This is a genomic window from Mesorhizobium sp. M0239, from assembly GCF_040321815.1.
Classification (GTDB): domain Bacteria; phylum Pseudomonadota; class Alphaproteobacteria; order Rhizobiales; family Rhizobiaceae; genus Mesorhizobium.
Genome location: NZ_JAMYSG010000003.1, coordinates 1 through 21,585, shown reverse-complemented (window position 1 = coordinate 21,585; position 21,585 = coordinate 1). Strand labels below are relative to the sequence as shown.

Sequence of the window (21,585 nt, the reverse complement as noted above, 5' to 3'; positions counted from 1 at the left end):
GGCTGAAGCGATGGCCGACGTCCTGTTCTACCACCTGACCGAATCGACGCTGGAGGATGCGCTGCCAGGCCTCCTGGAGCGCAGCGTCGACCGTGGCTGGCGCGCCGTGGTGCAGACAGGCACCGAGGAACGCCGCGATGCGCTCGACCAGCATCTTTGGACCTTCCGCGACGATTCGTTCCTGGCGCACGCAACCGATCGTGAGGCTCATCCCGGCGAACAGCCGATTCTGTTGACCACCGGCGACGGCAATCCCAACGACGCCAAGATAAGGTTCCTGGTCGACGGCGCGGTGCCGCCTGACCTTGGCGGCTACGAGCGCGCCGTGTTCCTGTTCGATGGCCACGATGCCGCCCAGCTCGAGGCGGCGCGAGGGCACTGGAAGGTGATGAAGAGCGCTGGCCACGCCGTCACCTATTGGCAACAGACGCCAGATCGCCGCTGGGAGCGCAAGGCTTAAGGCAGGTCGCCTGAACGTGACTGAGGCAGGTCGCTGACCGTTCAGTCGACCCGCTTTTGGACCAGTGCCCTGTCCCGGATGAAAGTCTCTACTACTTTGCCTTGATCCGGCTCTGTTTGCGGCTGACGTAGTCGCCGTGTTTCAATTTCATGAATGCGTCCGCAAGGTTGCGGTGCGAACTCCTGAATACGTACCATTCTCCATCTGGAACCCGGCGCTGGTAGAGAATCCTGCCTGCCTGGCGATGTTCGAAACAGGAAAGAGCGTTGGAGTCGCCTCCGGCTCCGTGCCATTTTGCGCGGAAGCACAGCTTGCCTCCTCCGGGAATGAACCAGATGCCGTCACCGTAGCCCAGCTTGCGCGCCTTGTCCGAGGTCCAGGCACTGAACTGACGGCGCTGGACGGCAAAATATCCGGCACCCTCCCGACCCCAGAGCCACGAGCGGTTCTGGTACATCTGGTAGATGCCTTTGTCCGGCACCACCTCTGCCCGCATGGCCTGTTCGGCGATTTTCGTCGCCGTCTTGGCTGTTGCGGGAATCTGGAAAGCAAACAGACCAATGGAACAGGCAAGTGCCGTTCCGATACAATTGCCCAGTACTCGTTTCACAACCCCTACCCCTACTGTTACGCCACGCCCAGTTTATGAGAACGCTTGAGATGATTTCAGGTGAATCCTGAAATCTGAATCCGCCACTAAATCAAAGAGATGGAGCATGATGCCTGGACAGATGGTGCCCCGTTTGTCCGAAAAGCCGCTTTCTCACTTTTTCAGTATCATGCTCTAGGGCAAGACATGCTGGGTCACCCTCCAGTCGGGCAGACCATAGCCGCCCAGCCACGGCCACACTTCCTTCTGGTTGAAGTAGACGACCGAAGTCAGAGCCGGAAACTCCGCGTAGGATTTGCGGGAATCTTCCTGCCATTTCGAGACATAGTCCTGCTTTCCGACATAGCCGAGTTCCGCAACGACGATCGGCTTGTTGAACACCGCAACGCGGTCATAGCCGGGCTTCAGCAGTTCAGCGAAGGTGCGGTCACGACCGGTCTCGTCACCGTCTTTTTTCTGCAGACCGAACACCGACAGGCCGATGACGTCGACATAGTCGTCGCCGGGGTAGTATTTTTCCAAACCCTCTTCGCCTTTGGGCGACCACATGTACTTGGCGGCGGGGGCAGCCTTGCGGCAGATGTCGACTTCGCGCTTGTAAGCGGAGATCCAGTCCTTGGGAGCCCAGTTGGCCCAGGTGAAGCGGCCGTTCTTGTCTTCCATTTCCTGAGCCCAGCGAATGGTCACCGGGCTCTTCATCTGTCCCACCAGGCCGCAGATTGCCTGCATGTTGGCATCATATTTGCCGCTCAAAATGCCGTCACGCAATTCGGGCGGGGTGATGCGCCAGTCCTTGGACCATGTCCACGGCTCAATCGTGATCAGAAGCGAGCGGCCGCGCTGCAGCGCATAAGCGTCGGCAAGCGGCAGCGTCGACAGATCGACGTCTTCCCAGGGCAGGAACAGCTCTTCGATGCTGGCGCTCTTGTCGGTGCTGAAGTCCCCGTAGGGATCATAGGAACCGAACGCCGACGCAGCGCTGCTCGTCTGAAGGGGGTCGGTCGCGGTTACGGAGCCGGCCCCTCCTGCAGTAGGGAAGGCGGCGCTTCCGCCCAATACCAGCGCGATTGCAAGTGCCTTTGCCGCGGAGTGTGTCATCATAGATTCTCCCATGGCCTCGACTTCTCGCGGAAGTTAAGGCTTCGCCCGTGCGCATCGATGCCTGATCGATACGGCTACCCAAAAACCTATCGGCTCGATTGGCGGAATCTGCGGGATTTCGGAGCGATCATTGGCGGTTGTGCGAACCTTCGCACGAAGCCCACCCAAAAATACTTCTCAAGGCGCCAACACAGAAGGAGCCGTCGAGAGAGTTTCGCCGCGATACTCACAAATTCGCGTCAATATTCCGATATATCATCCCTGTCTAATTTAAGAGCCGGACGGACCAAAGAGTCAAGCGCAATTAATGGTTGCTTAACCATGATCCTCGCAACATGGTTAACGCTGCCTTGAGCGGATCTTCCTGCGATAGCCTCGGCCCCTTCGACGGATTCTCCGACGCTGAAACTTTTGCCGGCTGTGATTGCTGTGCTGGTCGGGGGAGGCGTCCACGGAATTACCCTCCCGATTCAAGATGTTAAGTTAACCAATTCGCAAGAAGTATAGTTAACCAACACTTAATTTAGTTGACTCTAAGACACCCAAGTGGATTCTAAGGGCGGGTTTTCAAGGCGCGTCTGCCGTCGTTCGGCTGATGCTCGGGTGGCGGCGGTACGTGTATGAGTGTTTCCGCGGACGTGGGGATCATCAGCGGCAAGACCATGCCGAAACGGGGGCGTGGGGCGGCTCCGGGGAAGGCGGCGGAGAAGCCTCCTTTTCTGGTGCCGGTGCTGTCGGCCACCCAGCGGCGGATCTGGAGGCTGGGACTTGCCTGCTGGTCGGTAACGTTCGGATTTTTCTGGTTCTGGTGGCTGCAGCCCGGGCACATCGAACATGTCATTCCATACATGCTGGCGACATTGACGCTCGTATGGCTGACGTTCATGCCGATGTATTTTCTCTTGAACGTGCATGCGATGAAAAAGCCGTCCAGTCTTCACACGATCCCGGAACGTTCGCGGGTCGCGATGGTGGTGACCAAGGCTCCGTCCGAACCGTTTTCGGTGGTTGCGCGAACGCTCGAAGCGATGCTGGCGCAGGACTGTCCGCATGATACCTGGCTGGCCGACGAGGACCCGTCAGAGGAAACGATTGCCTGGTGCGATGCCCATAACGTCATGATTTCGACGCGGCGCGGGCGGGAAGATTATCACCGCAAGGTGTGGCCCCGCCGGACGCGCTGCAAAGAGGGAAACCTGGCGTTCTTCTACGACCACTATGGTTATGAGCGCTACCACTTCGTCGCTCAGATGGATGCGGACCACGTCCCGACACCAACCTATCTCAGGGAAATCCTGGTCGCCTTTGCCGACCCGGCGGTTGGCTATGTATCGGCGCCGAGCATATGCGACAACAATGCCGCTGAAAGCTGGTCGGCACGCGGCCGACTGTTCCCGGAAGGGATGTTCCACGGACCCTTGCAGTCCGGCCATACGGGCGACGGAACGCCGCTCTGCATCGGCTCGCACTATGCCGTGAGAACCGCAGCGCTCAAGCAGGTCGGCGGCCTTGGCCCGGAACTGGCCGAAGATCACTCGACGTCCATGCTGTTCATTGCGGCTGGTTGGCGCGGTGTGCATGCCATAGACGCCATTGCCCATGGCGATGGCCCGCAGACCTTTGCCGATCTTGTCACGCAGGAGTTCCAGTGGTCGCGGAGCCTGATGACGATCATGCTCGAATACTCGCCGATATACCTTTCCAAGCTATCGCCACGGCTGAAATTCCAGTTCCTGTTTCGCCAGCTCTGGTATCCGCTTTTCGCCGTGTTTTCGCTTGTCATGTACGTCATGCCTATGTACGCGCTTCTGACGGGGAAGAGCTTCGCCAATGTGACGTATGTTGATTTCCTTTTATACTATGCTCCGAACTCTATTTCCCTGATTATGCTGGTGATGTTGCTGAAGGCATTCGACCTGTCGCGCCCGCTCACTGCCAGGACGATCAGTTGGGAGGGAATGTTGTTCTCATTCTTCGCGCGTTGGCCGTGGGTGCTGGCGGGCACGCTGTCGTCGATCCGTGATTATGTGACCAAGTCGTTCGTGGATTTTCGTGTTACCCCCAAGGGCAGTGGCCCGAAAAATCTGCTGCCTGCCCGCGTCATCGTTCCGTATGTGGCACTTGCAATCGGAGCTTCGCTGCCGGTCCTTCTAGTGGACCGCGCGTCGGATGCCACCGGCTTCTACTGGTTCGCTGCCTTCAATGCGTTCGTCTACGGGTTGCTTGTGGTCGTAATCATCACCAGGCACCTGGCGGAGAACAGAATTTCGTTGCGGCGCAACGTCGCGAAACTCGCCTTGCAGGCCTCGCTCGCTGGCGTTGCGCTCTTCGTCCCGGGCGCTGCGTTTTATGACCGCGGCCTGGAAGGCATATATGGGCTCCAGCAGGGAGCAGGCAGTGTGCGCATCGTCAGCGTGGCCTACCCGGTTTCCGGAGCCGGGCGTGGCGGGAGCGGAACCCGCACATTCCATCTTGACCCCGCCTGGGATCGGCCAATCGTCAGATAGTCTGGAAGAGCCTGGCGCCCGCCAACTCAGGAATTGCCATGACAAAACACCCAAGGCACGGGGATTTCTCGACCCCAGGGGTGGAAGCGGTGGCTAATTCGAGATCTGTCGGTTCGCCGGGCGAGTGAACCTGGCACTTGGAAAATGGCAGCGGCTTTGAGATTGCAACGTAGCATCAGGCCCTTTGCTCTTTCGGTTGTCATCGCGGTTATGCACGGAACGGTCAGATGGAATTGAAGACACAGCCCGGTTCACAAGGTTCCAAGCGCTTCCTCCGCGCAGGCCTGCTGATCGCTTGCACCGGGTTTTTCTCCTGGGTGCTTCTGGGTGTCTACCGCGGCTTCATCATCGATCCCCAATCGACGCTCCAGGGTCGCTTGGCCTCTATCCCCAGCGGGATAGCGTCAAGCTACCACGATCTGATTTTCATTTCGTCGCTGACGGCAGCAGCCCTGCTCCTGCTTTTCCTGGCAAAGGCCAGCCGCCTCTTCGGCGTCGTCGTGGTCATCACTTTCTATCTCGCCATCCTGATTTCGCTATGTTGGGGGTTTGCCAACATCAATCTCGTCAAAATGCTGAGCGAGCCGTTTACTTTCCAGTGGTTGATCTATGGCGACTTCCTGCAGAATGCCGACGCCAAGAACGCCATAGGTGACGCGCTCAACCCAAGGGATTTCGCATTCTCGTCGTTGTCCATAGTTCTGGCGCTGGTCTTGGGTTATGCGACAGCAGGGCTGTGCGTGCGGCTGGCGGGAACTGCTCGATCGGTATTGCTGGGGACGCTTTTCCTGTGCGTCGGTGCTGGACTGGTCGGCACCGGGTACCATGTTCGGGCGACGGCCTTGCCAGAGGCAAAGGTTGCCAACCCTATCGTGTACTTTGTTGAATCGGCTCTGTTCAGTCCGACCCCCGTCGTTTTCGCCGTGAATACCGGGGTGGACGTTGACGTCGCCAGCGTTGGGGAACGTCCGGCGGAGACGTCCAGCTTCAAGGTGCAATCACCAAATCCGATAAAGAACGTGCTGGTTTTCATGATGGAATCGGTGCCATCCCGATACGTCGAGACGTTTGGTGGAAAGTATCCTGTTACACCAAACATAAAGAGCTACTCAAGTGACTCGATACGCTTCGACAGTATATATGCGCACACTCCCTCTACAAACTATTCGATATTTTCGTTGTTCAGCTCGATGTACAATGACATATCTTACTATGGAATGACCGCGAGCCATCCGGATCTGCCGCTGAGTTCAATATCCAACACTCTGACCGCAAGCGGCTTTCGCACCGGATTTTTCTGGAGTGCGGATTCACGGTTCCAGCGCGTGGATGAGTTTCTGCTCAACAAGGGGCTTGATGTCATTCAGGACTACCGTGGGCAGAAATGCGATATTCCCACATTCAAGCTCAGTTCCAAGGAATGGAAGAATTTCGACTACAACAGCGACCTCTGTACCGCTCAATCCGTCATCAACTGGGTGAATGAGGATGCCGAAAATCCCTTCTTCGCGGTGATGTTTACGGCGATGACCCATTACCCCTATCTCATCGACAGCCCGCTGTTTACGGCGATGAAAGAGATCCCCGACCTCTCTGACGGCTCGAAAGTTCACTATTCCGATGACGAGAAGTTCAACGCCTACCTCAACGCGCTGAAGGTCGGCGACCAGGCGCTGGGACAGATACTCGATTCACTCAAGCAGTCCGGCAAACTCGATTCGACGCTTGTGGTCATACTCGGCGACCACGGTGAAGCGTTTGGAGAGCATGGGAACTACGTTCATGCCAGTGCTCTCTACGAAGAAAATATCCATATCCCGCTTATCATGATCAACAAGCAGCTTTTCCATGATGACGTCGCACATGCTGTCGGTGGGATTATCGACATAGCCCCGACCATCCTCGATATACTCGGCCTTCCGCTTCCAAGATCCTGGCAGGGTCACAGCTTGTTCAGCGAGCAGCGGCCGAACAAGACATTCTTCTTCATTCCCTGGAGCGGTTTCCAATTCGGCTACCGCGAAGGAGATCGAAAGGTCACCTTCAACGCGACCACCGGCAGCATCGAGGCGTATGACCTCAAGACGGATCCTACGGAAAAGGTCAACCTCATCAAGGCCGGCACCGGCGATCGCACCGCCATCCTGCAGCCGATCGCGGGATGGGTACAGTCGCAGAAGCGCCGCGTTGCCGATATGATCGCCGATGCGACGAAAGACGCGGCGCGTTGCAGCATTGCCAGCCTCGAGATCGACGCGGCCGGTACCAGCTTCGAAGGTTCCCCTCGGCTCGACGTGCTTGTCGACGGAAAGCCGGTTGGACAGGCGGACGTCCTGGGGACGGAAAGCACGGCGATCACAGCAGAATCGATCGTCGCGGAGTTGAAGGCAGCGTCCGCTCATACCGTACCATTTCGCTTCAATCTAAGCGCCGTGCCCAATCCGCGGAAAATCGAACTCCGCTATGCCAACGACTTGTGGGCGGGGCAGGGCAAGGCTGGCGATCGCAACCTGTTCGTCAAGAATATCAAGATAGACGGCCGAGTGGTGCCGAAGAGCAAGCTGCATGTCGACAACAAGACTGTAGGGTTCATCGATGACAGCGGGACCAGCATGTTCAACAGCGGCTCGCTGTGGGTCAGCGGTCCATTTGTCGAGGGGTGCATATAGCGGCATAGGCACTCTGGAGCGGGCCGCCACATCCAGCCACTTCCGGCGATAAGGATCGCCAGCCCTTTTTGTCGGCTGGAGAGAGCCTGGGGCAGTCGGCCCTGCCGGCGCCGGTTGCGGCGCTGAGCGTTTTATACATCGCAACATCCCTGACAGCCCAAGCGCCGGCTTCTGTTTGCCGCGGGCGCGAGTCCGTCGCGTATGCCGGTGTGCCGTTTGGCAAGGCTCCGTCTGCCAGCCGATCCGACAATCGAATTTCCTTCAAATTCGAGCGAAGAGTGAAAGGCTGCGTTCATTATGACGTTTGCACGAATTTTAATAAGTCTCTTCTAATATGACGGAACGATGTGAGTGGAAAACGACCACTCACGAGCGATTAGAAACGACGGATTCGAAGTATATTCTTCGCTTTCAATCACGTTGCATTACAGGGCAGGGAGCAGATGATGAGACAGTTTATGGAAAATCTGACCGGCAGAAAATATGCCTATGCTGTTGCTGCAATCGCATTGGCCTCGATGTTGTCAGGCTGCCAGACGATGGACACGACCAAGACCAGCTCAATCAACGGACGGATCGTTGATCAAGGTTTTGGCAAGAAGGTCCAGCACGTCAGGAAGCTCGATCGCGTCGGAAAGAAGGTTCTCTACCGCAAGCCGCTCACACAGACGACCATGGTGACGCGTACGAGGCAGGAGGCCTATGCCGCCTTCGTGCGGCCGCAGCGGGTCGGCAGGCCGGCGATGGTGAAGGTCTCCTACAGCCCGGGCAATGGCGGCCCGTTCCTCGGTCATTCGCCTTGGATTTGTGGCCCGAGCGGTTTCGGCCAGCGCGCCAGCTGCCGTTCGCGCTACTAGACCATCGGACCCAAAAGTGGCGGCGCGATTTGAATGAAGGATCCGCCGCTCTTGTCTTCGCCGGGGGCGCGAGTCGAGGGCGAGGGGTTGGCGCAGGATATTGCGCCTTGCCTCGCCCTCAGGCCGCCATTCCCGGCGTCGACGAACCCTGCCGGTCCACTGTCGGCCTTGAAACCAAAATCACACCCAGCAAGCTGTTGATGAAGCCACCGCTCCGGTCAGCGCTGTGGGCGCGGAGCTTCCATGGCGTTCCGATCAAGTCACGATGGCCGGCTGGGGCGGAGCCAGCCGTCATTGTCACCGGGCGCCGGGCGCGGCCGCGCGACATAGGCCGATGCTCCATTCGCTTCGTGATAGACCCGTGCCAGCATTTCAGCCAGCACGCCCGATGTCACCATCTGCACCCCGGCGATGAGCAGGAAGAAGCCGGTGAACAGCATCGGGCGTGTTCCGATGTCCTCGGCGAAAAGCAGCTTCAGGCAAAGCAGGTAGGCAAGGATCAGCGAACCCAGCGCGCCAAGCACGATGCCGATGCCGCCGAAGAAGTGCCCGGGCCGTGTGCGATAGCGCATGAAGAAATACATGAACACCAGATCGAGCACGACCCTGAAGGTGCGCGAAATGCCGTATTTGGACTGGCCGTGGATGCGGGCATGGTGCGTCACCACCTCCTGCGCGATGCGTCTGGGTGTCGTCACCGTGGCCAGCCATGCCGGGATGAAGCGGTGCATCTCGCCATAGAGCTTGACGCTGCGGATGACGTTGCCGCGATAGACCTTCAGGCTGCAGCCATAGTCCTTGAGGCGCACCCCGGTGACGCGCGCGATCAGCGCGTTGGCAATGCGCGAGGGCAGCCTGCGCATGAAAAACCCTTCCTGGCGATCCTTGCGCCAGCCGACCACCAGGTCGAGATCCTCGCTCAACAGGCGGTAGACCATACGCGGAATGTCGAAGGGATCATTTTGCAGGTCGCCGTCGATCGTGGCGATGACGTCTCCGCGCGCCGCGTCGATGCCGGCCTGCATCGCGGCGGTCTGCTTGTAGTTGCGCACCAGCTCGACCGCATGCACATGCGGGCCGTAATGCGCCGCCAGGCGCCTGATCTCGCTCACCGTCGCGTCGGTACTGCCGTCATCGACCAGCACGACCTCCCATGGCTGCTCGTAGCGTTCCATAGCCTGGTGAATCCGTGCCAGCAGTGGCTCGACGTTTTCGGCTTCGTTGTACATGGGTACGACGATGGACAGTGTATGGTCCGGCATCACCGTGCCGTCAGGCAGTCCCGAAGCAGGGATGGGCAATACGCTCATAGGGATGGTTTCCTTGCAGGGCCGACGGCCGGGTTCCCCGGCAGCGTCGATTTCGAGGGAAACAGCCAGGCGATCGCACCCGTGGCGATTGCCGAGCAGAAGATGAACAGATGCAGTGCCAGCGCTGCCTGAAGGCCGCTCTTCATGGCAATGCCGGAGGTGAGCAGCGCCGCCGCTGCACCCGCCTCGTAGGTGCCGAAGCCGGCAACGCCTTGCACCGGCAGTATGGCGGCGCCTTCGGCCCCGACGACGCCTGGAAAGGCGGTCGAAAAGGATGTCCCCAGCAGCATTGCCAGCAACCATCCCTGTACGGTGAGCTTCAGCGACCAATTGGCGATCGTCCACCACCAGCCATAGCGCGATCGGCCGGTCGCCTCGGTGAAGACATCGCGCAGCCTGCCGAGTTTCGCCACGATCTTGCCGCGGCCTGCCCAGTCATGCGGCGCCCGCGCCCAGCGCGGCAGATACCAGGCGGCAGCGACCACCGCCGCCACGCCCGCGATCCTTGTCGCCGGATGCAGGCCCGGCCACACCACCAGGGCCAGCACGCCGACGACGAAGGCATCCTGCAGTCTGAACCACAGAAGCGAGGCGCTGGCGCGCATGATCGGTATGCCGAAGACCTGGCGCAGGAGCAGGGGAAAGGCCGTCTCGCCGCCGCGAAAGGGCACGACGTTGATCATTGCATTGTGGATCAGGATGATCCGCAGGCAGGCACCGAAACGGCCATGCACCTCGTCGCGGAACTCGTCGCAGACGCGCAGCGCGCGCAGCACGTAGGTGACGAACAGCGCAAGCGCCACTGCCGCGAAAGCGCCGGGCGTGATGCTCGCGAAAGCATCGCCCACCATCTTCCAGCGCGAGTCGCTGACGACCCACGCCAGCAGGGCCAGGCTCACGATTATTGAGGCAGCTCGTTTCAACAATTCAACAATTCCTGCGCAGGCTTGCGCTATCGGATTCCGTCGGCCGCGGCGTGCTGTATCTCAAAATCCACAGCATTGGTAGCGGCCCAAGCCTTTCCGATCGATCGCATTGCCTGGCTTGCGAGCGCGCATCCGCGCAACTTCAGGCGGCCGCTGAACCTCCGGCATCGGCCTGCTTTCCGACCCGACTATGGCCTCGGTTTCATCGATGGCTGCTGATTAGGTCGGCCGGCTGTCCGGATCCATAAGCCCGATGCGCAATCGCGATGTTGCCGTCTTGATGGACAATGCGCGTGTCGCGAATAGTTGTTGCCCGCGTGCTTTGCGGCGGTTGACACCGCCTTTCTCACGACTGTTAAATGGTTCGCGTGGCCGTCAAAGTGCTGACGCAGCCGCCTTGGACCGAATAGACATGCGAGTGCCAACTATGCCGACAGCTTTGATCAGATCGCTGCCGCTTGATGTCGGCCGTCGGCATCGCAAGGGGCCTCGGCGGTGTGCAAGTCTCAAGCAACTTGTGCTGCTCCTAGCTCTTTGCGGTCAGGTGGCTGTTTCGGGAGCGGCGCACGCGGCCGCCGCCAACGACAAAAGCACGGCGGAAGCCGGTACCGCCGCTGTTCCGACTGCTTACGAACTACAGCTTCTGTATGCCGGCCGCACATGGATATGGAAGGACGGAGCAGCTTATTTCGCGCGGGACAATCGACACCTCAGGGCCTGGACGTCCGGGCAGGGCACGGCAACCGTCGCGGAGGGCAGATGGCTGGTGACCAAGGACGGCAAGATGTGCATGGAGCTCGCCTGGCGATCGAAGAGCTACACCGGCGAGCCGCACCGCACCTGCTACAGCCATCGCATTCAGGGCCGGAACATCGAGCAACGCAAGGATCCGGACGGGGAATGGTACGGTTTCAAGCGATCTCCCGAGGATCCTTCCGACGAATACAAGAAATTCGAAGCAGGCGACACCAAGGGCGCGCAGTTCGAAGAGACCCGCAAGCTGGTCGATGCCAAGAAGTAGGCCATGCTTCCAGCCACGCTGAGCCAGTGGCCTGGCTGTTCTTGCCGTGCGCCTGTCGCGGAACCCGCGAATCGCCTATGGTTAAGCCTTAAGCGGCTCGGCAGGCGCGGTCGGCGCGCCGATCGCATCTAGTCGCATTCAATTGCATCAGCCAGACGACGAGACGATGGCCTGCCATACGGTTTTGATGAAATTTAATAATTAGTGATATCTAATATAGCGTGTGATGTGCGAGTGGTCACTCATGCGGCGTGAAAGCGGCCCAAGTATAGTATGTCGCAACGCGCCCTTGGCTTATACTTGATAGCAAGGGACAGAGGATGAGAAATTCCGCGAGCGTATTTTGCTCAAGCAAAAATGTCGTATCTATTGCCGCGGCCGTAGCGTTGAGCTCTATGGTTGCAGGTTGTCAAGGTATGGACGCAACTGAAACCGGTTCGGTCCTTATCAGGCCCATAGTCCACCCGGTCCGCAGTCAGCCCGCGGTCCAGCCCGTGCAGGCCACATTTCTCGTGCGCTCGCTCCGTGCCGACCATCCGATCCAGATGACAAGCACAATAGCAACTGAAAGTGCCTACGCCTTTGCACCACCGCAACGGATCAAAGCCAGCACGCCGGCGCCGGTGAAAATCTCGTTCAATCCGGGCGATGGCAGCACGTTCTCGGGCGGCTCGCCTTATATCTGCAGCCCTAGCGGATTTGGCCAGCGCGCGAGCTGTCACCCCCGCTATCTCTGACTCGTCGAGCGACGACCGACGCTGCCACCCTGGCTGGCGGCAGTTTCATTGGCTTGGTCTTCAGTCCGAAAAAGGGAGCGGCCGTCCTGACAATGGTGTCGATGTCTGAAAGCTCCGGCACAAAGCCAAGATGTTCGCGTGCGCTTCCCGGATCGGCGTAGAGCTCCGCCGGATCCCCAGGGCGTCGGCTCCTGAGCACTGCCGGAACCGGCCTCGACGTCATTCGGCCGACCGCCTTGACGATCTCCTTGATGGAGATGCCCCGCCCGGTGCCGAGATTGACCGCAAGACTTCGCCCGCCACCCTCGAGATAGATGAGCGCTTTCAGGTGAGCGCGGGCCAGATCGGTGACGTGGATATAATCCCTTACGCAGGTGCCGTCCGACGTGTCGTAGTCGGTGCCGAAAACCTCGATCGCGTCGATGATGCCCGATGCGGCCATGAGCACTCTGGGAACCAGATGGGTTTCCGGCGAATGCCACTCACCGAGCTCGCCGTCGGGATCGGCGCCACAAGCGTTGAAATAGCGCAGGATCGCAAATTTCATTCCATACGCGGATGCATAGTCGCCGATGATCTGTTCACCCATCAGCTTGGAGCGCCCGTAGGGGCTGATCGGATTTTGCGAGGAGGTCTCGCGAACGGGCAACGCTTCCGGCACGCCGTAGGTCGCACAACTGCTGGAGAAGATGATGTTTTCGATCGAACTCGCGCGTGCGGCATCGAGCACCGCGATGGTGCCTGTCACATTGGTCGAATAATATTCGGCCGGCTCGCGAACGGACTCTCCGACATAGGCCAGCGCCGCAAAATGGATCACGGCCGTCGGCCGGTACGTTTCCATAGCCCGCCGCAGTGCATCCTGATCCCGGATATCGCCGACGACAAGCGGACCCCAGCCGACGGATCTCTCATTGCCGCGGCTCAGATTGTCGAAAACCACCGGCATGTAGCCGGCGGCGGCCAGCTGCTTGCAGGTGTGACTGCCGATGAAACCGGCTCCACCCGTCACCAGGACTGCCGGCCGGCTCATGAAGCGGCAGCTCCTCTGGCGATGTGGCTTCCGTAAAGCAGGGCATCAAAATACTCGACGGTACGCGCGAGCCCCTGGCTCAAGCTGATTTTCGGCTCCCAGCCGAGATTGGCCTTGGCAAAGGAGATGTCCGGCTTGCGCTGCCTGGGATCGTCGACGGGCAGCGGCCGATGCACGATCTTCGATCGGGCGTTGGTGTAATCGACGACCAGCGTCGCCAGTTCCATGATGGTGAATTCGGCAGGGTTGCCGAGATTGACCGGGTGGGCGGGCGCGCTCGGCGCGTTCATCAGTCGGATAAAGCCCTCGATCAGATCGTCGGCATAGCAGAAAGAGCGCGTCTGTTGGCCGCTGCCATAGACGGTCAGGTCCTCGCCGCGCAGCGCCTGGACGATGAAGTTCGAAACCACACGCCCATCGTCGGGCTGCATGCGGCGACCATAGGTGTTGAAAATGCGGGCGACACGGATATCGAGGCCATAGGTCCTCGAATAATCGAAGAACAGGGTTTCGGCCGAGCGCTTGCCTTCATCGTAGCAGGAACGCGGTCCGTGCGTGTTGACGTTGCCGAAGTAGCTCTCGGGCTGTGGGTGCACGAAGGGATCGCCATAGACTTCGGATGTAGAGGCCTGGAATATCTTGGCCTTGTTCTGTCGCGCGAGTTCCAGAAGGTTCAGCGATCCAAGCACGCTTGTCTTGAAGGTGTGGATCGGGTCTGCCTGGTAGTGCGGCGGAGAGGCGGGGCAGGCGAGATTGTAGATCTCGTCGCATTGAAGATCCGAAGGCAATGCATCGACGATGTCGTGCTCGATGCAACTGAAGCGCGGATTATGCAGAAGGGTATTGAGATTGTATCTTTTGCCGGTGTGGAAATTGTCCAGCGCGACAACGTCGTATCCGTCCCGCAAAAGACGTTCGCACAGATGCGATCCTAAAAATCCCGCTCCTCCGGCGACAAGGGCGCGTGGTCGGCTTTGGTTGGCGCCCCTTTGGCTGCCGGATTCCAGTTTCAGAACCTTGACAAGCTTACTCATGCTTTCCTCATACGCACCGCACACGCTACCGCCGGGCCGGGACAAAGCATCGCCCGGCCACGTTCCTCAGAACGTGGCAAACCTCCGCATCTGCGGAACCGCCATCACTGATGTGCGTCAATTGTTCTTTGGCTTTCGCGAAGCTGGTGCGACTACACAACCTCCGTGCTGCCACTCAGCATTCTCTGCGCCCCGAAATCGCGATTACACGCTCGGTGTCACCATCGTCGATTGCTCGCCCAAATTGCACATCCCAACGCATCGAAAATATACCTGTGGAAATCATAGTCAACTAAATTAGATATTTCTTAACCATATCTGTTTGCGAATGGTTAATCACGGGCCGGCATCGGCCTCGAAGCTGAACCGGGAGATGTCCAGAGCAGTTCCTCATTTCGAATCAGCGTATTGGGTCGGTCGCTGGCCGTCGGCGCCACACGCTGTTCGTTATGTCGAATCAGCGCTTGGCAGCCAAGATCGCCATGGAGGAGGGGTTGCGCAATTCAGGGCGAGGTCGGGATGGATCCAGCCGAAAGTGGATTTAACGACCCAAGCGACGGGAAAATTTCAGATAGCAACGAGATTGCTGCCCGAAACCGCTCGGAGTGCAAATATAAATTCCAGGGCGCGAATATTCATACCATAGGGCTTGACCTATCGTAGGCACGCCGCAGCTGGCTATAGTTGGAAGAAGGGCAAGGGCTAAAGCTTTGTAAGCAAATTCATTCACAGGGACGAATTTTGACTTTATCCTCTTTTGGTGCCGCTGTTCATGATCTTTGCCCATCAAGGCCTCTGGTTCGCAAGGCGCACCGATGGCCCATTTCGCCGAAAAGCGCATGCGCGTGTTCATTTCATAGTGGAGGAGCGGTCATTTCGGCAACGAATTTTAAGCGCATAGGTAGAACTCCGCATTGGCGCCCGGCCACGCCGCCACAGGGTTGTTGCTTGCGCACGTCTAGCTCGATCGCCTGGGGTGGCGACTCGGCTGGCCATCGCCTTTTGATCGTTGGGGCGCTATTGGCAAGGTCACGATGGAATGTGGTGATGTGAATGCGCTTTCTGTTTGTCCTGATCCTGCTCGTCGGCGCCGGCATTGGTGTCGTCTATCCCTGGGCGATGAGCAATTTCTCCGGCCATCAGATCGGCACCTGGCGGGTCTATGAGCAGGGCCGCTTCAAGCCGCTGACGGTGCCGCTCTCCGGCCGCGACGCGCCGGTGCGGGTGCTGGTCGACCTGACCGCAAGAGCAGAGCGCATCGTCTCGCAGCAGCGCACCGTGCTGACGCTGACCGCTGCAAGCAATGGCCGCACGGTGCTGGCCTCGACGCTGCAGTTCAGCCATTCCGACAATCCTCGCCAGGCCAGCCCGCAACTGCCCGACAAGATCTTTCGCGACGAGGCCGGCGTGATCGCGACCGTCAGCCCGGGTCCCTACATCTTCACCGTCGGACCGGGTGATGCCGACGACATACCGATGCGGGCGGTCGATCTCATCCTGCGCTCCGGCGCAGGCGAGATCGACAGCCGTGCACGGCCGGTCGGCTTCGCGCTGATGGCGATCGGCCTGATCGGATTCTTGCTGACTTTGCGCACTCGTGGTGGCCGGCCGGAAAATCCGAACTCGCAGCCGCCACCGCCGCGCTGGGGCAGGGGCTGATGCATGTCGCCCAAAAATGTGCAGCGGTTTTGGGACAACGACATGCATAACGGCACAAAACAATGAACTACCGCCACGCCTATCATGCCGGGAATTTCGCTGACGTCGTCAAGCATGTCGTGCTGACGCGCTTGCTTGAGTATCTGAAGCAGAAGGATAAGGCGTTTCGGGTCGTCGACACCCATGCCGGCATTGGCCGCTACGACCTGTCGTCGCTCGAGGCGCAGAAGACGGGTGAGTGGCAAGGCGGCATCGGCAGGGTGATCGATGCCCCGTTTGCCGCGCCGGTGGCGGCGCTGCTCGCGCCCTATCTGGAGACAATACGGTCGCTCAACCCCGAGGGCGGCATCCAGAAATACCCGGGCTCGCCGTTGATCGCGCGCCATCTCATGCGCAAGCAGGACCGGCTGACGGCGATCGAGCTGCACCCCAAGGATGCCGCGAGGCTGAGGACGTTCTTTGCCGGCGATTTCCAGGCCCGGATCATCGAGCTCGATGGCTGGCTGGCGCTCGGCGCCCATCTGCCGCCGAAGGAAAAGCGCGGCCTTGTCCTCATCGATCCGCCATTCGAGGAAGCGGGTGAGTTCGAACGCCTTGTCGACGGGCTTATAAGGGCGCACAAGCGGTGGCCCGGCGGCATCTACGCGCTCTGGTATCCGATCAAGGACCGCAAGGCGATCATCGCCTTCCGCAAGGCGCTGAAGCAATCCGGCATTCCGAAGCTGCTCGACATCGAATTCGAGATCAGGCCGGCCTCTTCGGAACCCAGCCTCGACGGCAGCGGTCTGCTGGTGGTCAACCCGCCGTTCACGCTGGAGGGCGAGCTGCGGACGCTGCTGCCGGCCCTGCACAGGCTGCTTGTGGTGGGGCGGCCGGCGCACTGGTCGCTGGAATGGCTGGCCGGCGAGCAGGCTTGAGGCGGGCCCATCGACGACCCGGGGACCGCGCTCTTTTGGTCCGGACATGAACGTGCCAGAGCCATTCCGGTGCCGGCTTTGGTCAAAAAGCAGTTTCAAACTGGGAAACCATTGTCAACGCAACCGCTTGACCGCCGCCGAGCGAATCCGCACAGTGCGCGCAATCGACCTTGAGAGGCTGCCATGACTCGCTTCGCCAAATCCGCTCTTGCCGCCCTGATTTCGCTCTGCACCCCGCTTGCCGCGCCTCTCGGCGTCACCAAGGTCGTGCAGGCGGCCGATCTTACGGTCTATTCCGATGAGGACAGCGGTGTCTGTGGCGAAGCCTGGGTGCTGAACAAGATCACCAGCCGCTTCTCTTACCAGGTGCATCACGTTCCGCATCTGCCTGATGTGCAGATCACCGATTTCCGGCGTATTCACCAGCATCGCTATCTGGCGGCCAACGATACCTGGCCGATCGGTCGCCGTTATTGCGGCGCCACCGTCAGTCTGTCCGACGGCCGCGATCGCACCATCTGGTACCTGATCGAGGAAGGCCAGGGCTTTGCCTCGATCGGCGACAATGTCGAATTTTGCGTCTCGGGCTTCGACCGCTGGATGGTCTACAACGGCCGCTGCCGCATTCTGCGCTAAACCCGGTCTCCCCTTCCAATCTCTTTCGCGCCTGTGGCTTGATCGGCTGCAGGCGTTTTTTGTGCCGCGTTGACAGCAGACGCGATCCGTCGCATAGCTATGAGACAGACCTGTCTCACCACTCGGCAAACGCATGACACCATCGCCCGTTTCCGATAAGCGCCAGCACGTCGTTGAAACGGCCTACGTGCTGTTCAAGCGCGCCGGCTTCCATGCGACCGGTATCGACCGGATCATCGCCGAAGCCGATGTGGCCAAGATGACGATGTATCGCCACTTTCCCAGCAAGGACGAACTGATCGTCGAGGTGCTTGGCTATCGCGCTATGCGTTTCGACCGCCAGCTCGACCGGCTCGCCCAAGAGGGCATTCCGCCGGAACAGAAAATCGGAAGAATCTTCGACTGGCATGCACGCTGGTTCCGCAGCCCGGATTTCCATGGCTGTCTGTTCGCACATGCGCTGGCCGAGTTCGGCGATCCCAGGCATCCGGTTTTCAAGGCCGTTGTCAGGCAAAAGAACGGCCTCAAGCGGCGCATGCGGTCTATCCTCGAAGAGGTGATGCCGCGCGGCCGCGCCGAGAGCGTGGCGGCGACGCTGCTTATGCTGATCGAAGGTGCGACCTTGCTGGCGCAGATGGGGCAGGCCGACGCCGCCATTCGCGACGCCCGCAAGGCGGCCATGGGCATCGTCGCTGCTTCGCGCAGGCCGCAATGAGCCCGCTGGTCATCGGGCTCGCATTGTTTGCGGCGATCCTGCACGCAAGCTGGAACGCGTTCCTGCGCACGGGGGCCGACAGGCTGTGGACCGTCACCGTCATGAGCTTTTCAAGCACGGCGCTCGCCATCCCCTTCGCCTTCTTCCACGCCCTTCCGGCCGCGCCGGCCTGGTCCTACATCGTGCTCTCGGCCTGCCTGCAGGTTGGCTACAGTTTGTTTCTGGTGGCCGCCTACAGATATGGCGAACTGGGACAGGTCTATCCGATCGTTCGCGGCAGCGTGCCGCTGCTTGTCACGCTCGGCGGGTTCTTCCTGGCCAACCAGCAGCTCACTCTGCCGCAGACCATTGGTGTCGCGCTGGTCGCGGGCGGCATCATGGGCCTTTCACTCGGACGGGGCAGGGCCGCCACGACATCGATATTCTGTGCATTGGCAACGGGAGCTATCATCGCCGCCTATGCGACGGTCGATGCGCTCGGCGTTCGGGCGGCGGGAAACGCCGGCGCCTACACCGCATGGGTCCTGCTGATCTACGGCGCGTTGCTGCCGGCGGCCTTCGTCGCCTGCCGTGGCCGGCTCATTGTCGACCTGCGCGCGTCTGAAACCTGGAAGGCGCTGGGCGGGGGCCTGTTTGCACTTCTGGCCTACGGTGTCGTGGTCGCGGCCTTCGCGCTCGGGCCGGCCGGGCCGATTACCGCGATCCGCGAAACCAGCGTCGTCTTCGCGGCCTTCATCGGACGCCTGTTCCTCGGCGAGGTGCTGACGCCGCGGCGGGTCGGCGCCTGCGCCATCGTCGCGCTCGGCGCCATCTGCCTCGGTTATCAGCCGTGACGGAACTGCGGATCGCGCAGGATTGCCCGGTCACCATGCTATTTCCTGCGCGGCGCCGCCTCGGCCTGATCGAGGATTTTGCGCAGGAATGCGGCGTGGCCGCGGAACGCGCGCCGTCCACTCGTCGTCGCCTTGACGCGCGTCTGCGGCCGGCGGCCGACGAACAGCTTTTCGATGTCGACATAACCCGCCCTGGCCAGCGTATCGAGGTGCGCGCCGAGATTGCCGTCGGTGACGTCCACGATGGCCTTCAGCCCGGTGAAGTCCAGTGTTTGACGCCTTTCCAGCATGCTCAGCGCGGCCATGATCCTGAGCCGAGTGCTCTGGTGGATGATTTCGTCGGCACTCATCGATTGGCTCCGGCGCAGCCAAGCCGGAGGCCACGGACAACCATGCTGCCGCCGTGGCGGACCGTCTTGGCAATCTGGAACGGCGGCAGCGCCGCTTGCTCCTGTGCGATCGACATTGAAGTGCTCCCGCATGCTGTACAGAATACTCTGTCATGTAGAGTTATCTGTCAATTCACGAGCAAGCCGATCTGCGATCGTGCTTGACAAGACGATGCATCGACCGGCTGTCGCATTGCAGTATAGATCGTGCGCCTGCACGAGATGATCGCACCGATGAGGCGGCGGTCATGATATCGGCGACCGACGATCGACATGCAAAGCTGTTCACTGATCTTGGGAGCTTCACGAGAGGAGCGGTCCCGCGGAGTGTGGAGAATGTCGGCGACACATTCTAGCCATTGGTCGAAGATCAGCAGTGAATTTCTGCGACGGTCAGCACGACCATGTGCCGATCGTAACCGAAATTTAAGCTGCGAAAATCGGTCTATTGCTTCGCTGGCTAGCAAGCCGCGAGTCAGATATGCATGAGCGTGCCGGGTCATTACGGCCGTCGGCACAAAGGAAGGGGCATCGCATGGCTAAGCAGTCATCCAAAGCGCCGGCGTCCAAGGCACCGGCAAAGAAAGCACCCGCAAAAGCAGCGACGGCAAAGGTCGCAGCTGCAGTGAAGAAAGCAGCACCCGCTGCCAAGCCGAAGGCCGCGGCGGCCAAGGCAAAAGCAGCACCGGCCAAGAAGCCGGCAGCGAAAGCTGCTGCGAAACCGGCAGTGAAGAAGGCGGCACCCGCGAAGGCAGCGGCAAAGCCGGCTGCGAAGGCGGCACCGGCCAAGAAGCCTGCAGCGAAAGCCGCGGCGAAACCCGCAGCGAAGAAGGCAGCGCCCGCCAAGAAACCGGCTGCCAAGGCTGCACCTGCCAAGAAGCCGGCTGCGAAGGCTGCTCCGGCAAAGAAGGCTGCGGCAGCGAAATCTTCAGCACCGGTGAAGAAAGCGGCACCTGCGGCCAAGCCGAAGGCAGCGCCCGCGAAGGCCGGCAAGAAGTAGTCGCGTCTTCCCTCGCCGGGGCGGTGCCGAAACAGTCAAGGGCGGGTGCCTGACAGGCGCCCCGCTCGCTGTTTAGGCAGTCGGAAGGCGAGAACAGAGGCGGACGGAGGATATCTTTTCGCAGCTCCCAGGACTTCGCCATAGGGCGAAGTCCGGTGGGGCTTTTTTTGTGTCATTCATGCGGGTGATGAAATATCGGCGCGAGGCTCTTCGGTCTTGCCTGCCGGCTGAGCGATCCCTGCGATTCCGGCAACTCGGCGACCATGGTGATGAAGCGCCGTCTTCACGGAGCGCTCGCTAAACGGCCCTGGCCGATGCGCCGCTCGCTGGCGGCTGGGTTTTCCGCTTCTGGCCATTGCTCGATCGCGCCTGATCGGTCAACACTGCCGGCCTGCAAAACAGGAAACCGATCATGCCCAGACTGCTCTATGCGTCCACCTCTCCCTACAGTTCCAAAGTGCGCATGGCCGCAGCCTATGCCGGCATCGACATCGAAACGGTGGCGGTCAAAACCGAGGACAAACCGGCCGAACTGGTCGACGCCAACCCGCTCGGCAAGATCCCGGTTCTGGTGCTCGACGACGGTCGCTCCATCCATGACAGTCGCGCCATCACCCAGCATCTCAACCGTTTGTCGAAGAACGCGCTTTTTCCACGCAATCCCGACAAGCGGCTCGAGGCGGAAGTGCTGGAGGCATTGGCCGACGGCATTTGCGACTGCGCGCTGTCGATGGTCTATGAACGGCGCACGCGGCCCGAGGAGATGGTCTATCAGCCTTGGCTCGATCGCCAGTGGGCGAAGATCACGGCGGCACTCGACCTGCTCAACGCCAACCCGCCGAAGCTGCCGAAGAAGATCACCGCCGGCCAGATGGCGCTGCGCGCCTGCCTTGGCTATCTCTCGCTGCGCTTTGCCGGAAAATGGGAAAAGGGCCGCGCCCGGCTGACACGGTGGGCTGCGCGCTTCGACGAGAAGTTTCCAGAGCTGAAGCCCTGCATTCCCGGTTGATAGCCGATTACCCCGGAATTGATTTCCCGATCACCCGGGAAAATCACTCAGACACAAAAAAAGCCGGGCGCGAGGCCTAATGCAGTTCACTTAGGCACCTTCAGTGTTCTGACAGGATATTTGGCTGGTAGCTTTTTGACGACACGGGGGCATGATCGCCCC

The 21,585-nt window shown here is 60.2% G+C and carries 19 protein-coding genes; 12 read left to right on the top strand and 7 right to left on the bottom strand.

What is annotated here, in order from left to right:
* The first annotated feature begins 10 nt into the window (after window positions 1-10).
* Window positions 11-460, top strand: coding sequence for a DNA polymerase III subunit chi (locus tag NKI99_RS03275; protein WP_023813773.1), 450 nt, complete (start codon window positions 11-13; stop codon window positions 458-460).
* A 91-nt stretch (window positions 461-551) separates the two neighbouring features.
* Here NKI99_RS03275 and NKI99_RS03270 read toward each other — a convergent pair whose 3' ends face one another.
* Entirely contained in the window at window positions 552-1,070 is a 519-nt protein-coding gene (locus tag NKI99_RS03270; RefSeq protein ID WP_031213743.1) for a DUF995 domain-containing protein, read from the bottom strand.
* Between the two features lie 174 nt (window positions 1,071-1,244).
* The gene (locus NKI99_RS03265; RefSeq protein WP_031213745.1) at window positions 1,245-2,168 is read right to left on the bottom strand and encodes a glycoside hydrolase family 26 protein; all 924 of its coding nucleotides are present in this window, start codon (window positions 2,166-2,168) and stop codon (window positions 1,245-1,247) included.
* Window positions 2,169-2,791: 623 nt separating this feature from the next.
* Here NKI99_RS03265 and NKI99_RS03260 point away from each other — a divergent pair.
* From NKI99_RS03260 to NKI99_RS03250, 3 genes are all read left to right on the top strand, one after another.
* Entirely contained in the window at window positions 2,792-4,678 is a 1,887-nt protein-coding gene (locus tag NKI99_RS03260; RefSeq protein ID WP_023813776.1) for a glycosyltransferase family 2 protein, read from the top strand.
* Window positions 4,679-4,905: 227 nt separating this feature from the next.
* Window positions 4,906-7,347 carry a sulfatase-like hydrolase/transferase gene (locus NKI99_RS03255; RefSeq protein WP_023813777.1) on the top strand — a complete coding sequence of 814 codons (2,442 nt, stop codon included), beginning with the start codon at window positions 4,906-4,908 and terminating at the stop codon, window positions 7,345-7,347.
* Window positions 7,348-7,805: 458 nt separating this feature from the next.
* Window positions 7,806-8,204, top strand: a complete 399-nt coding sequence (locus NKI99_RS03250; RefSeq protein WP_023813778.1) for a hypothetical protein — start codon at window positions 7,806-7,808, stop codon at window positions 8,202-8,204.
* A gap of 260 nt (window positions 8,205-8,464) precedes the next feature.
* On the opposite strand, the gene NKI99_RS03245 is transcribed toward NKI99_RS03250, so the two are convergent.
* Window positions 8,465-9,466, bottom strand: a complete 1,002-nt coding sequence (locus NKI99_RS03245; protein ID WP_245273299.1) for a glycosyltransferase family 2 protein — start codon at window positions 9,464-9,466, stop codon at window positions 8,465-8,467.
* A 44-nt stretch (window positions 9,467-9,510) separates the two neighbouring features.
* A complete protein-coding gene (locus NKI99_RS03240) occupies window positions 9,511-10,437 on the bottom strand; it encodes a lysylphosphatidylglycerol synthase domain-containing protein (RefSeq protein WP_031213747.1) in 927 nt (308 codons plus the stop codon).
* Window positions 10,438-10,984: 547 nt separating this feature from the next.
* On the opposite strand from NKI99_RS03240, the gene NKI99_RS03235 reads away from it, so the two are divergent.
* On the top strand, window positions 10,985-11,461 hold the full coding sequence (locus NKI99_RS03235) for a DUF995 domain-containing protein (RefSeq protein WP_352442186.1): 477 nt from the start codon (window positions 10,985-10,987) through the stop codon (window positions 11,459-11,461).
* 690 nt (window positions 11,462-12,151) lie between these two features.
* Here NKI99_RS03235 and galE read toward each other — a convergent pair.
* Both galE and NKI99_RS03225 read right to left on the bottom strand, forming a co-directional pair.
* On the bottom strand, window positions 12,152-13,231 hold the full coding sequence (galE, locus tag NKI99_RS03230) for a UDP-glucose 4-epimerase GalE (protein ID WP_352442187.1): 1,080 nt from the start codon (window positions 13,229-13,231) through the stop codon (window positions 12,152-12,154).
* On the bottom strand, window positions 13,228-14,265 hold the full coding sequence (locus tag NKI99_RS03225) for a UDP-glucuronic acid decarboxylase family protein (RefSeq protein ID WP_352442188.1): 1,038 nt from the start codon (window positions 14,263-14,265) through the stop codon (window positions 13,228-13,230). Before NKI99_RS03225 ends, galE begins: the two co-directional genes overlap by 4 nt.
* 1,053 nt (window positions 14,266-15,318) lie before the next feature.
* On the opposite strand from NKI99_RS03225, the gene NKI99_RS03220 reads away from it, so the two are divergent.
* The 5 genes from NKI99_RS03220 (at window position 15,319) to NKI99_RS03200 (ending at window position 19,025) form a co-directional block, all read left to right on the top strand.
* Complete coding sequence (locus tag NKI99_RS03220) at window positions 15,319-15,924, top strand: hypothetical protein (protein ID WP_352609732.1); 606 nt, start codon at window positions 15,319-15,321, stop codon at window positions 15,922-15,924.
* Window positions 15,925-15,986: 62 nt separating this feature from the next.
* Window positions 15,987-16,841 (top strand): 23S rRNA (adenine(2030)-N(6))-methyltransferase RlmJ, encoded by an 855-nt coding sequence (locus NKI99_RS03215; protein ID WP_352609730.1) that lies wholly within the window; start codon window positions 15,987-15,989, stop codon window positions 16,839-16,841.
* 183 nt (window positions 16,842-17,024) lie between these two features.
* The gene (locus tag NKI99_RS03210; RefSeq protein ID WP_127289218.1) at window positions 17,025-17,477 is read left to right on the top strand and encodes a hypothetical protein; all 453 of its coding nucleotides are present in this window, start codon (window positions 17,025-17,027) and stop codon (window positions 17,475-17,477) included.
* A gap of 133 nt (window positions 17,478-17,610) precedes the next feature.
* Complete coding sequence (locus tag NKI99_RS03205) at window positions 17,611-18,192, top strand: TetR/AcrR family transcriptional regulator (protein WP_352550511.1); 582 nt, start codon at window positions 17,611-17,613, stop codon at window positions 18,190-18,192.
* Window positions 18,189-19,025: an EamA family transporter gene (locus NKI99_RS03200; protein WP_352609727.1), complete on the top strand. Its 837-nt coding sequence runs from the start codon at window positions 18,189-18,191 to the stop codon at window positions 19,023-19,025. The genes NKI99_RS03205 and NKI99_RS03200 overlap by 4 nt, the downstream gene beginning before the upstream one ends.
* Window positions 19,026-19,063: 38 nt before the next feature.
* Here the strand turns inward: NKI99_RS03200 and NKI99_RS03195 are convergent, their stop codons facing one another.
* A complete protein-coding gene (locus NKI99_RS03195; protein ID WP_352550507.1) occupies window positions 19,064-19,375 on the bottom strand; it encodes a transcriptional regulator in 312 nt (103 codons plus the stop codon).
* A 574-nt stretch (window positions 19,376-19,949) separates the two neighbouring features.
* Between NKI99_RS03195 and NKI99_RS03190 the strand changes: the two genes are divergently transcribed.
* The gene (locus tag NKI99_RS03190) at window positions 19,950-20,414 is read left to right on the top strand and encodes a hypothetical protein (protein WP_024504297.1); all 465 of its coding nucleotides are present in this window, start codon (window positions 19,950-19,952) and stop codon (window positions 20,412-20,414) included.
* 412 nt (window positions 20,415-20,826) lie between these two features.
* The gene (locus tag NKI99_RS03185) at window positions 20,827-21,423 is read left to right on the top strand and encodes a glutathione S-transferase family protein (RefSeq protein ID WP_031213750.1); all 597 of its coding nucleotides are present in this window, start codon (window positions 20,827-20,829) and stop codon (window positions 21,421-21,423) included.
* The last annotated feature ends 162 nt before the right edge of the window (window positions 21,424-21,585 follow it).